Origin of the sequence: Asticcacaulis biprosthecium C19 (genome assembly GCF_000204015.1) — a bacterium.
Classification (GTDB): domain Bacteria; phylum Pseudomonadota; class Alphaproteobacteria; order Caulobacterales; family Caulobacteraceae; genus Asticcacaulis; species Asticcacaulis biprosthecius.
The window spans coordinates 942387-955214 of sequence record NZ_GL883078.1 but is presented as its reverse complement, the minus strand read 5'-3'; the positions used below and the strand labels follow the sequence as shown (position 1 = coordinate 955214).

Genomic DNA, 12828 nt, shown 5'->3' with positions numbered 1-12828 from the left:
GGTGTAATCGGGGTGAGAGGAGGGCTCGCATGACCTATCCGCGTGACCTAGTCGGCTATGGTCCGACTCCGCCCGATCCCAAGTGGCCCAATGGCGCGCGTGTCGCCGTCCAGTTTGTTATCAACTACGAAGAAGGCGGTGAGAATTCCATCCTGCATGGCGATCCCGGCTCTGAGGCCTTCCTGTCGGAAATGGTCAGTGCGCAACCGCACGCCGGTATGCGGAGCATGGCGATGGAAAGCCTTTACGAATACGGCTCGCGCGCCGGCTTCTGGCGATTGCACCGTATTTTCACCGAGCGTCAGGCGACGGTTACCGTTTTCGGTGTCGCCATGGCGCTGGCGCGCAACCCCCAAGCGGTCGACGCCATGCTGAGCGCCGACTGGGAAATCGCCAGCCACGGCCTGCGCTGGATCGACTATCAGCATATCGCCGAAGACATCGAGCGGCTGCATATCCGCGAGGCCATCGACCTGCACCGTACCGTCACCGGAAAGCGTCCGGTCGGCTGGTATCAGGGGCGGACGTCGCCCAATACGGCACGGCTGATCGTCGAGGAGGGCGGGTTTGTCTATGACGCCGATTCCTATGCTGATGACCTGCCCTATTACGACACCCGCCATGGCTCGCCGCAACTGATCGTGCCTTATACCCTCGATGCCAATGATATGAAGTTCGTGGCCCTCAATGGCTTTGAAGATGGGGAGCCCTTCTTTCGTTATCTGCGCGACACCTTCGACCAACTGTATGCCGAAGGGGGCCGGATGATGTCGGTAGGGCTGCACGGCCGGATCGCCGGACGGCCGGCACGGGCGGCCGCTGTAGCGCGCTTTATCGACCATGTGCAAAAGCATGACGCCTGGATCGCCAAGCGCATCGACATCGCCTGTCACTGGCTGAAGGTGCATGCTTATGTGCGGTAGTTGGGACGAAGTGAACGCCCTCAGCGAAAACGCCTTTGTCGCCCAGTTCGGCTTCGTGTTCGAACACAGCCCATGGATCGTTGCGGCAGCCGCCAAGGCGCGTCCGTTCGCAGATGCTGCGGCCATGCATGGCGCCTTGCTGAAGGTCGTGGAAACCGCCACCGCCGAACAAAAGTTGGCCTTACTTCAGGCTCACCCGAAATTGGCCGACAAGGCCGCAATTGCCGCAGGCCTGACTCAGGAGTCCGCCTCGGAACAGGCCTCGGCCGGGTTGGACCAACTGACAGCGGACGAGTTCGAGCGCTTCCAGGCTTTGAACAGCGCTTATGACGCCCGGTTCGGTTTTCCGTTCATCATCGCTGTGCGTCTGGCCGGCGGCAAGACGGGTATCCTGGACGCCATGGAGAGCCGCCTGGACAACAGCCGTGAGATCGAGTTGGCCACGGCGCTGGCAGAGGTCGGCAAGATCGTCAGGCTGCGGCTGGAGGACGTTCTTGGGCTCAAGGAGCGAAGCGTTAGCCCATCGAAATGCTTGAGCTTGAATGACCTCAATGCCCGCGTGCGCCACGATCTGGCGACCCTGAATATCGGAGCGTTCGCGGAACCATCCGACGGCATCTACGACGTCATCATCGTCGGCGGTGGTCAGTCGGGTTTGGGCGCCGCCTTTGGTTTGTTGCGCGAACGGGTGAGCCAGGTCCTGGTGCTGGATGAAAATCCGGCAGGCTACGAAGGGCCTTGGGAAACCTATGCCCGCATGGTCACCCTGCGCACACCCAAGCACCTGACGGCGATCGATTTCGCCATGCCGTCGCTCACCTTTCGGGCTTTCTGGGAAGCGCAGCATGGTTCCGAAGGTTGGGAAGCGATCGACAAGATCCCGCGCGGGGACTGGATGGCCTATCTGCGCTGGTATCGCGAGATCCTGAATATTCCGGTGCAGAATGAAACGCGGGTCGGCCTGATCGAACCCAGGGACGGCGCCTACGTCGTCCATACTGGATCGCGGACGTTCATAGCTCGCAAGGTCATCCTGGCCACCGGTATCCAGGGTGGCGGTGAATGGCACGTCCCGCCGATGATTGCCGATGCCTTGCCGCCGCATCTCTACGCCCACACCTCACAAGCCATCGACTTCGGCGCCCTGCAAGGCAAGCGCATCGCGATTCTGGGCGGTGGCGCCTCGGCGTTCGACAATGCTCACCACGCCCTCACCGAAGGTGTTGCCGAAGCCCACGTCTTCGTCCGGCGACCATCGCTGCCGACCGTCAATCCTATCCGCCATATGGAAGCCGCGGGCTTCATCGCCCGGTTTCCCGCATTGTCGGACGCCGACAAATACGCCGTCATGTCGTCCTTCTTTCAGCGCAACCAGCCGCCGACCAACGACACCTTCGCACGCGCCGCCGCCATGCCGGGCTTTCAACTCCACCTCGGTTCGCCGTGGCAAAAGGTCGAGCACACCGGCGACGGTGCCATCGTCACGACGCCGCAGGGCCGGCACGACTTCGACTTTCTGATCGTCTCGACCGGTCTGATCACCGACCCGGCCTTGCGTCCGGAACTGCGTCTGGTCGAAGCCGGTATCCGGCGCTGGAAGGATGTCTATGCCGCGTCCGGCGGCATCCGCAACAACCTGATCGACAACCACCCCTACCTGTCGCCGGGCTTTGCCTTTACCGGCCGCACGCCCGAATCCGAGGCCCAACTACGCGGGCTTTATGCCTTCAACTATTCGGCCCTGATCAGTTGCGGTCTGTCGGCCTCGGCCCTGTCGGGGCTGAAATACGCCCTGCCGAAACTGGCGAGTGGCATCGCCGACGACCTGTTCCGTGACGTCAGCGCGGAGAAGCTCGCCGCCTACTACGCTTATGATGAGCCGGAATTTACGGGAGTCGCCTCATGACCCTGTCGACACACGTTTTGGACACCATGCACGGCGCGCCCGCCACCGGCGTCAAAATCCGCCTGCTGCACGGCAACTTGCCGCTGTTCGAAGGCGCCACCGATGATGATGGCCGCTGTCCGGGGCTGAAAGAGCTGGTCCTGCACAACGGCGTCTATCGGCTGGAATTCCAGGTGGCGGCCTATTTCCGCCATCGCGGCGTCGACCTGCCAGATCCACCGTTTCTCGACGTTGTATCGATCGATTTCGGCATCAGCGGCGATGGCCATTACCATGTGCCGCTGCTGGTCTCGCCGTTTGCCTATTCCACCTACCGGGGCAGCTGATGGACGATCTGCCCAGACGCGTGACCCTCAAGGATGTCGCCCGCGCCGCCGATGTGTCGCTGGCCTCGGCCTCCTACGCCATCAACGGTACGGGATCGTTGGGGGACGCCGTGCGCGCTCACGTCCTGCGTACGGCGGAGAGCCTGGGTTATCGCCGCAACCTGAGCGCCCGTGCCGTGCGGACGGGTAAAACCGGCGCCATCGGCTTGGTCGTGCCAGACTTCACCAACCCGTTCTTTACCCACCTGGCGCAATCGGTCATGCGCGCCGCCCGCCTGGCCGGCTATTGCGTCTTCGTCACCGATACGGAGGAGTCGGAATCCTTGGAGCGCGAAGGCTTCAAACGTATGATCGACCGCGGCGTTGACGGCATCGTCTGGTTCCCGATCCGCGACGTCAACACGGTCGAGGCCCAGACGCGCATGGTCCCGACCGTCCTGATCGACCGCAGCATTTCAGGGTTAGAATCGATCCAGGCCGACTACGCCCGCGGCGGCGAGCTTGCGGCGGAACACTTGATTGGCCTGGGTCACAGCCGTATCGGCGTAGTGGCGGGGCCGCGCGATATCCTAAGCCAAAAACTGCGTATCGGCGGCGCCGTGGCGGCGATCAAATCCGCCGGCACTCTGGCCTTTTGCGTCAACAACGCCTTTTCCATGGATCTGGAACCTTCAGTAACCAAGGCGATTGCGGCCGGCAAGGCCACCGCGGTGTTTGCCGGCACCGACCTGATCGCCCTGGGGGTCATCCGTTACGCCCAATCCCTGGGCCTGCGCGTGCCGGAGGATGTGTCGGTGGTGGGGTTCGGCGACATGCCGTGGGGTCAGATGGCGTCGGTGCCGCTGACCACGATCGAAATGCCGATCGATGACATGGCGCAGGAAGCTGTCGACGCCCTGATGCGCCGTATCGACCAGCGCGAGCCGAGCCACGGCAAGGTATTTGCGACGGGACTGATCCGTCGTGGTTCCACCGCTGCGCCCCGCATGGTGAAGATCGTATGACCCAGGCAAAACCTCACTCTCCCTGGGTGCGGCCGTCGCATTCGCACGTCTCGCCGACGCGCGGTTCCCTTTTTTTTATACTCCCGCGTTATACGGGGGAGTATAAAAATCAAATATTTCCTCGCGCCCTGAATGCCTGCGGAGCGATCGCATGAGCCAGGTTCTCCGTTTTCTGCTGGACGGCGAGGTTATCGAACTTCGCGATATCGAACCGACCGCGACGGTGCTGGACTGGCTGCGCTATCACCGCGGCCGCACCGGCACCAAGGAGGGCTGCGCCGAGGGCGATTGCGGCGCCTGCACGGTCGTCTTAGCCGAACTTGCCCTTTCTCCCTCTCCCCACTTGGGGGAGAGGGTAGGGGTGAGGGGGGCTACATCAGCTACCGCGCCGTCAATGCCTGCATCCTGTTCCTGCCGATGCTTCACGAAAAGGCCCTGATCACGGTCGAATCCCTCGGCGGGGACCACCCGGTGCAAAAGGCCATGGTCGAGCTGCATGGCTCGCAATGCGGCTTTTGTACGCCGGGCATCGTCATGTCGCTTTATGCCCGGACCCTCGGGGCGACAGGCACATTCGACACCGATCCCAAGGACGTCCTTGCCGGCAACCTGTGCCGCTGTACCGGCTATGGCCCCATCCTCGAAGCCGCCAGGGCCAACCCCTTCAACCCATCTGACAACACCACCATCGCCGCCCAACTGAATACGATCCAAAACCCCGAGCCGCTCGAAATTTCCGGCTGGACCGCACCCAAAACCACCGACCAGTTGGCGCAAATCCTGACCGAACGCCCCGACGCGCGCATCGTCGCCGGTGCCACCGATGTCGGGCTTTGGGTGACCAAGCAGCACCGTAGCTTAGCCCATATCGTCTATGTCGGCGATATCGCCGACCTGTCGGAAATTTACGAAACACCGGAAGGCCTGACCCTGGGCGCGGGTGCGCGCTACAGCGATGCCCTTGAGGCTATGACCCGGCTGCATCCATCAATGGGGGAACTGGTCCGGCGCATCGGCGCGGTCCAGGTGCGCAACTCCGGCACCATCGGCGGCAATATCGCCAACGGCTCGCCGATCGGCGACATGCCGCCGGCGCTGATTGCGCTCAACGCGACCGTCACCCTTCGCCGGGGAGAGGGGCGGCGGACGATTCCGCTGGAAGATTTCTTCGTCGCTTATGGCCAGCAGGACCGTCAGCCCGGCGAATTCGTAGAGAGCGTGTTTGTCCCGCGTCCTACGGGGATTTATCGCGTGGTCAAGCTGTCCAAGCGCTTCGATAGCGATATCTCGGCGGTGTGCGGCGCCTTTCATGTGACAGTCGCCGACGGCATCGTCACGGCGGCGCGGATCGCCTTCGGCGGCATGGCCGGAACGCCGAAACGCGCTAAGGCCTGCGAAGCAGCCTTGACCGGCCAGCCTTGGTCTCAGGCGACCCTGGACGCGGCGGCGCAGGCGCTGAGCCAGGATTATCAACCGCTCAGCGATGTTCGGGGTTCCAGCGATTACCGACTGGTTTCGGCGGCCAATCTGGTCCGAAAGCTATGGTTTGATGGCGCTTCGGTTTTGGATGTGAGGCCGGTCGATGCCTGACGCCGTCCACAGTTCCGTTCCCCATGACAGCGCGCAACGCCATGTCGCCGGCACCGCCATCTATGCCGATGATGTGCCGGAACCGAAGAACCTGCTGCACCTCGCGTTCGGGCAGTCGCCCCACGCCCATGCCCGCATCGTGTCTATCAACCTCGATGCCGTCCGCGCGGCGCCGGGCGTGGTGGCGGTGTTGACCGCAGCGGACATTCCCGGCGCCAACAATGTCGCGCCGGTGTTCGGCGACGACCAGCTTCTGGCCACGGAGAAGGTGATCTTCGTCGGCCAGCCTGTGTTTCTGGTGGCGGCAAATTCCGCCAAGGCGGCGCGCATGGCGGCGAAGCTTGGCGAGGTCGTCTATGAACCCCTGCCGGCCATCCTGACGATCGCGCAAGCCCGCGCCGCCCAGTCGATCCTGGAACCCGCCCAGGTCATGGTGCGCGGCGACATGGCGGCGCTGGACGCTGCCCCGCATCGGATTTCCGGCAAGGTCGAGATGGGCGGGCAGGACCATTTCTACCTCGAAGGCCAGATTGCCATAGCTACGCCCGGCGAAGGCGGAGCCATGCATATCCTCAGCTCGACCCAGCATCCGTCAGAGATCCAGCATCTGGTCGCCCATATGCTGCATAGCCAAGACCGTCCTGTTATGAGCGCCGATGTGACGGTCGAGGTCCGGCGCATGGGCGGCGGTTTCGGCGGCAAGGAAACCCAGGCGGCGCTGTTTGCAGCGGCGGCGGCGCTGGTGGCAGACAAGACAGGCCGGCCCGCCAAGTTCCGCGCCGACCGCGACGACGACATGGTCATGACCGGCAAACGTCATGATTTTGAAGCAGAATTTGACGTCGCCTTTGACGATGACGGGCGGATACGTGCGTTGCGGTTGGAGCTGGCCTCGCGCTGCGGCTGTTCGGCCGACCTGTCTTTGGCGATCAATGACCGGGCCATGTTCCACGCCGACAACTGCTACCATCTGCCCAATGTCGAGATCGTTTCGCATCGGTATAAGACTCATACAGTGTCGAACACGGCGTTTCGGGGGTTCGGCGGGCCGCAGGGCATGCTGGCCATCGAGCGGGTGATGGATGCCATCGCCGCGCATCTGGGGCGGGATGCGGTGAGTGTGCGTCAGGTCAATTTTTACCGTCCCGGCGACCGCACGCCGTACGGTATGGAGGTAACGGATTTCGTCGCTGATTGCATAATATCCGAATTGTTGGAATCCTCGAACTATGCGGCGCGCAAGATGGCGATCGAATCTTTCAATGCGACCCATCCGTATCTGAAACGCGGCATCGCCCTGACGCCGGTCAAGTTCGGCATCAGCTTCACCACGACGCATCTGAATCAGGCCGGTGCGTTGGTACATCTGTATGCCGACGGTTCGATCGGGCTGAACCACGGTGGCACGGAGATGGGGCAGGGGCTCAATACCAAGGTCGCCCAGATCGTCGCCGATGTGTTCGGGGTCGGGTTGGACGTGGTGCGCATCACCGCCACCCGGACCGACAAGGTGCCCAACACCTCGGCGACGGCGGCCTCTTCGGGGACCGACCTCAACGGCATGGCGGCGTGGAACGCGGCCCAGACCTTGCGGGGACGATTGGTCGAGTTCCTGGGGGGTGATGTTGTCTTTAAAGACGGCAAGGTTACGGTGGGTAATCAGGTCTACGACTTTGGTCATGTCTGTCGCATGGCGCATATGGGCCGGGTGTCGCTGTCGGCGACGGGGTTCTACGCGACGCCGAAGATCCATTACGACCGCAAGAGCCATACCGGCCGGCCGTTCCTGTACTTTGCCTATGGCGCGGCGGTGTCGGAGGTGGTGATCGATACCCTGACCGGCGAGTCGCGGGTGGTGCGGGCCGACCTGCTGCACGATGCCGGCCGGTCGATCAATCCGGCGCTTGATCTGGGCCAGGTCGAGGGCGCCTATGTTCAGGGCTTGGGCTGGTTGATGACCGAAGAACTGGTGTGGGATGACAAGGGCCGGCTGCTGACCCATGCGCCGTCGACCTACAAGATCCCGTGCGCCTCGGACCGGCCCGAGGTGATGAACGTGCATCTGTGGCAGGCCGGTGAGAACCGCGAGCCGACCATCCATCGTTCGAAAGCGGTAGGCGAGCCGCCCTTCATGCTGGCGCTATCGGTGCTGTCGGCCCTTACGCATGCCGTGCAGCAGGCGACGGGTCGTCCGGTGATCACCCTGGATGCGCCGGCGACGCCGGAGCGGATATTGGCGGCCTTGCGTCATGGCTGACTGGGCGGGACAGGCGCAAAAAGCTGCTGGAGGCGGGGACGCCGTGCGCCCTGGTCAGCCTGCTGGCGGTCGAGGGCTCGGCGCCTCGTGAGGCCGGGACCCGGATGGTGGTGACCCAGGATGGCTTGATCGGCACGATCGGCGGCGGCAATCTCGAATATCAGGCCATTCATCAGGCGCGCGCCGTGCTCAGCCATCCGCCGGGGACGTGGCGTATCCAGGACTATCCGTTGGGGCCGCTGCTGGGGCAGTGCTGCGGCGGACGGGTGCGGCTGATGGTTGAACGGCTGGATCCCGTGCGGTCGCAATGGCTGGGCAAGGTCAATGGCCATGAGGTCCATTTGGAAACCCGGCTGTTCGACGGCCATGTCGAGCGCGCGGAAGGCGAGGCCGGAGCGATCACCGCCCGGGGGGCAGCCCCCAAGGTCGGCGACAGCTTTGCCGAGACGGTTGGTGAGTCGCGTCTGCCCCTGCTGATGTTCGGCGCGGGTCATGTCGGCCAGGCGATCGCGAAGCTCTTGCCGGGCTTGCCGTTGGATCTGGATTGGCGGGACAGCCGTGAGGGACACGAGCCGGCCGCGATGGAACAGGCGGCGCGGGAGGCCAACGGGCTGGTACTGATCCTGACCCATGACCATGCCCTGGACTATCGTCTGACGGCGGCCGCTTTACGGGGATCGGCGCGGTTTATCGGCCTGATCGGATCGGCGACCAAGCGCGCCCGCTTCCTGTCGCGCTTAAGCAAGGACGGCTTCGACGCGGCGTCCCTGGCGCGGCTGACCTGCCCGATCGGCATCGCCGGCATCACCGGCAAGGCGCCGGAGGTCATCGCCGTCTCGGTGGTGGCGCAGTTGCTTATGCAATCAAGAGGTCCACAGATTACACAGATTGCACAGATTTAACGGCGCTCTTCATGGGCGCCAGCGTTCCATTTGAACTTATGATTGACGAGCAAAGCTCGTCGAAAAAACAAGACACAAGTCCTGCCGAGTGGCCGCGTTCAACGCGACTTCAATCTGTGTAATCTGTGTAATCTGTGGACTCTCTTTTACGGTAAGCAGATATGGGCGCGGACCGCGGCGCATAGGGACGCCTTGATCTTCGCGAAGTCCTCGTCGCTTTTGGCCTGGCGCTGGGCATCTTGCATGAAGGCCTCGGCATCGGGCCAGTAGCGCTCATAGCTGAAGGGATGGACCTTGGGGCCGATCCACGGCGCCGCCTTTTGCACATTCTCAATATTGTGGAAGGTGTCGTCGACGAAATAGACGTCGCTGTAGCGCGCCGGCAGGCTGCGCAGCAAAAGGTTCAGCATCACGCCCTTGTCCTGGCCCGAGACCAGCATGACGCCGTCCGATACGGTGATCTCGCGATAGGTCCCCGCCGGCAATTTCAGCCCCACCCACCGCGCAGCGTAGCGGATCTCCTTGTCGCGCAGATCGCCGCGTCGGATACACAGCGGCGGTCCGCACTCCGGCGCCTTGGTCAGGTCGATGCCACTGGCCTTCAGCGCCGTCTCGGTCGAACCGCGCAGATAGCTGCCGCGCGCGCTTAAGGCATAGACGGGGATGCCGGCGGTCTGCAACTGTTTGACCAGGGCGGCCGCGTCGGCCTGGGTCGGCTGCATGGCGGAGGCCTGAAGGAACAGGCTATTGTTGCGCAGCAGGGCGTCGAAGGCAGCATCGTTGTCATCGAGGCTGCGCTGCCAGTTGAACCAGGTGTCGCCCCCTAGGTCCTGCGGCATGGTCAGCAAGGTGTTGTCGATATCGAAGACGACGATGACATTGCGGCCGCGGGACTTGGCCTTCAGGGCGGCTTGGACGGGCTGGGCCAGATCGGTGACGGAGAGATAGGCGGGTACGGGCTGCTGCGGTGTGCGGGCGCGCTTTTTGGCCTCGACCGGCAGGGCCGCCGTCATCATCAGGGCCGCCAGACCCAGTAAACATATGGCTTTTCTCACACTTGATCCCTCAGTTTCTGATGAACCTATCAGACGATCGGCAAAAATGAAGTCATTTATGACGTGGTTGTGAAACGTTTCACTTGATTATCGCAGTGCAGCAGGTTTTTATCACGTGATGTCCAAAGGAGACGCGTGATGCAAAGGCCGCGCAGCTATCTCGGCCGTTTCTGCCACGCGCCGGAACGGGGCCGGGTCGAATGTCTCGAAGACACCCTGGTGTCGGTCGACGAGGACGGCCGCATCGTTTCCGTTCTCAGACCCTCCGATGACGGTTACAACCGTGCCATGACCGAAGGCCCGGTCGAGTCCATGCCACGCGGTGCCTATGTGCTGCCGGGGTTCTGCGATCTGCATGTCCATGCGCCGCAATGGCCGCAGATCGGCAAGGCGCTGCACGTCCCGCTCGAGGTCTGGCTGCAACAGCATACCTTCCCGCTGGAAGCGCGCTACAGCGATCTCGCCTTTGCCAAAACTGCCTACACGGGTCTGGTCGACGACCTGCTGTCCAACGGCACGACCACGGCGCTGTATTTCGCCACGATCCACCAGGAGGCCACGCGGCTGCTGGCTGATATCTGCCTCGACAAGGGCCAGCGCGCCCTGATCGGCAAGGTGGTGATGGACAATCCGGAGCAGTGCCCGGACATCTACCGCGACGAGTCGACCGACGATGCCTTGCGGGGGACGGAGGACTTCATCGCCTATGTCCGCGGACTGAACAACGATCGTATCAAGCCGGTGGTGACACCGCGTTTTATCCCGTCGTGCACCGATGCCGCCCTGGACGGGTTGGGTGAGCTGGCACGGTCGTGCCGCTGCCATATCCAGACCCACGCCTCGGAAAGCGACTGGCAGCATCGCTATGTCTTCCAGCGCCATGGCCGCAGCGATACCGACAGCCTGGACCGCTTCGGCCTGCTGACGCGGCACACGGTTCTGGCGCACGGCAATTTCCTGAGCCTGGGCAATATGGAGATCTTGGCGGCGCGCGGTTCCGGCGTTGCGCATTGCCCCCTGTCCAACGCCTATTTTTCCAACGCCGTGTTCCCGTTGAAACGCGCTCTGGAAAAAGGCGTCCGCGTCGGGCTGGGTTCGGATATTTCCGGCGGGCCGTCGTCCTTCCTGCCGGACTCAATCCGGGCGGCGGTGTTTGCGTCGCGGCTGCTGGACGACGGGGTCGACTGTGAGAAGGACTATCCCGAACGCGGCATCCGCGATTCGCGCATCGACTGGCGCACGGCGTTTTATCTGGCGACCCTTGGCGGTGCCGATGTTCTGGACCTGCCCGTCGGGGCGTTTGAAGTTGGCCGCCAGTTCGACGCCATCCTGATCGACCCGAACGCGCGGGGTGGCAGTCTGAACCTGATGGACGGTTACGACAGCACCGAGGACGGTTTACAGAAGATCCTGTACACGGCGAACAAGGCCAATATCACGCGCGTCTGGGTGGCCGGCCGGGCGGTGGTGTAGGCCGAACGACGCGGGCGCAAAAACAAACACCTCCCCCTTGAACTGGCGATGAAAGCGTGGCTCTATTCGCAATCAGAAGTATGTGTGATGCCGGGGGAGCTTTCTGTCATTTTGACGCGCGGTCGCGCCTCGCTGGAGGCCGGGCGTGTGGCTGTACGCGCGGCTTTGGAGCATGCCGCCAGCCGGCTGGTTTTCGGGCACCTTCATCGCCGGCGGCATACCGTCGCCGTGACCGGATCACTGGTCCTGCTGCTTTTGTTGCCAAGCGGTCGGATTTTCGGCCGGAGGCAGTGCCGGTGACGGCATGGGTAGGGTCGATGGGATCGACCTGATCATGTCGGATATTGCCCAACCGGCGCCGGGCAATAAGGAGCCGTCAAAACCTGACTGTCAATCTGTGAATCACGGAGATCATTGCTGATGAAAAATGGGCAACTCAAAGACAAGCTGTTAAAGTTTATTGGAATATTTATTTCTCTTTTCTTTATAGTGTTTTTGGCGTCCTGCTATATTGTTAGTAATGACTCTATAGAATTGACGCACGAAGTGTTGTTGATATTGGCAATAGAGTGTTCATGGAGGTCATTTTTATTCAGCTTTGCAATTTGGATGATGTATGCAGTTGGGGTAATATTTAGGAAAAGAATATAGGTATTTAGTAAGGGCGCTATCCGACTAGACGTCGTCTGCGATAAAATATGGCGTGACTAGCGTTCTGCCAAATGGCTGTTATGGCAACACAAGAAAAGGGATCGGAATCATTTAACCGCGTCGTCGACAACGGCGTTAACGACGTCGCTCCCGATAACCTGCGATATTCCGTCATGGCTTGCGCCGATGCTGAACCAAAAACGCAACCGAACGATATGCTCAAATGCCCTCGGCCAAGTGTTTCAAGACGTTAACCGGAGCGGCGCGTGTCTGCGGCGTCCACTCGCCTATCCGCAATTTTCTTAAACCCCATTATTTACAAGTTCGCAGGGTGAAAATTCCTACGAAAGGAAGAAAAATGACAATTGGGAAGGAAATTCCGAAAAATACCAGAGGGGGTAATTCTGCATTTTTGCTCTGCCTTGTAAGCTCTATCTCGTGTCTAATGGCGTGTGAAGTGAAAAATCCGACACCTACGGAAGTGGCGGCAAGTGCTTCCGCAGTGCAAGACGTTGTTGTTTTGCTGTCAGACGACAAAGTACGTTCAGATTATGTCGCTATGGCGGAGGCGGGAGATGGTGAAGCTGCCGTAGCATTAGCTCTATATTTTGATGCGGAGAAAAAATCTCCGGAATCTGAACATTGGTTCACCGTAGCCGGTAAAAACGGGCATCTTCCATCTTTGTTGAATTTGGGCGTGATTCTTGGTGAAGAAGGGGGAGTGGAAAACTGCAAACGATC

Annotated in this window: 11 protein-coding genes; 10 read left to right on the top strand and 1 reads right to left on the bottom strand. The window is 61.7% G+C overall.

Translation table 11 applies throughout. The features are described from left to right. Window positions 1-29 precede the first annotated feature (29 nt). The 8 genes from puuE (at window position 30) to xdhC (ending at window position 8908) form a co-directional block, all read left to right on the top strand. Entirely contained in the window at window positions 30-923 is an 894-nt protein-coding gene (gene puuE, locus ABI_RS14695) for an allantoinase PuuE (protein ID WP_006273821.1), read from the top strand. Beyond that, the gene (uraD, locus tag ABI_RS14690; RefSeq protein WP_280959741.1) at window positions 913-2829 is read left to right on the top strand and encodes a 2-oxo-4-hydroxy-4-carboxy-5-ureidoimidazoline decarboxylase; all 1917 of its coding nucleotides are present in this window, start codon (window positions 913-915) and stop codon (window positions 2827-2829) included. Before puuE ends, uraD begins: the two co-directional genes overlap by 11 nt. Continuing rightward, window positions 2826-3155 (top strand): hydroxyisourate hydrolase, encoded by a 330-nt coding sequence (uraH, locus tag ABI_RS14685; protein ID WP_006273819.1) that lies wholly within the window; start codon window positions 2826-2828, stop codon window positions 3153-3155. The genes uraD and uraH overlap by 4 nt, the downstream gene beginning before the upstream one ends. Continuing rightward, complete coding sequence (locus tag ABI_RS14680) at window positions 3155-4159, top strand: LacI family DNA-binding transcriptional regulator (protein ID WP_040309300.1); 1005 nt, start codon at window positions 3155-3157, stop codon at window positions 4157-4159. Before uraH ends, ABI_RS14680 begins: the two co-directional genes overlap by 1 nt. Before the next feature lie 151 nt (window positions 4160-4310). Further along, window positions 4311-4598, top strand: coding sequence for a 2Fe-2S iron-sulfur cluster-binding protein (locus ABI_RS26695; protein WP_374188348.1), 288 nt, complete (start codon window positions 4311-4313; stop codon window positions 4596-4598). Then, window positions 4577-5749, top strand: a complete 1173-nt coding sequence (gene xdhA / locus ABI_RS14675) for a xanthine dehydrogenase small subunit (RefSeq protein ID WP_006273817.1) — start codon at window positions 4577-4579, stop codon at window positions 5747-5749. Before ABI_RS26695 ends, xdhA begins: the two co-directional genes overlap by 22 nt. Then, window positions 5742-8006, top strand: a complete 2265-nt coding sequence (gene xdhB, locus ABI_RS14670) for a xanthine dehydrogenase molybdopterin binding subunit (protein ID WP_006273816.1) — start codon at window positions 5742-5744, stop codon at window positions 8004-8006. Before xdhA ends, xdhB begins: the two co-directional genes overlap by 8 nt. Beyond that, entirely contained in the window at window positions 8003-8908 is a 906-nt protein-coding gene (xdhC, locus tag ABI_RS14665; RefSeq protein ID WP_050808303.1) for a xanthine dehydrogenase accessory protein XdhC, read from the top strand. Before xdhB ends, xdhC begins: the two co-directional genes overlap by 4 nt. A gap of 146 nt (window positions 8909-9054) precedes the next feature. Here xdhC and ABI_RS14660 read toward each other — a convergent pair whose 3' ends face one another. After that, window positions 9055-9963 carry a DUF2608 domain-containing protein gene (locus tag ABI_RS14660; protein WP_157138909.1) on the bottom strand — a complete coding sequence of 303 codons (909 nt, stop codon included), beginning with the start codon at window positions 9961-9963 and terminating at the stop codon, window positions 9055-9057. 138 nt (window positions 9964-10101) lie between these two features. On the opposite strand from ABI_RS14660, the gene guaD reads away from it, so the two are divergent. Then, window positions 10102-11436 (top strand): guanine deaminase, encoded by a 1335-nt coding sequence (gene guaD / locus ABI_RS14655; protein ID WP_006273813.1) that lies wholly within the window; start codon window positions 10102-10104, stop codon window positions 11434-11436. A gap of 874 nt (window positions 11437-12310) precedes the next feature. Continuing rightward, on the top strand, window positions 12311-12828 hold a 518-nt coding region (locus ABI_RS25715; protein WP_169313736.1), incomplete at its 3' end, for an SEL1-like repeat protein.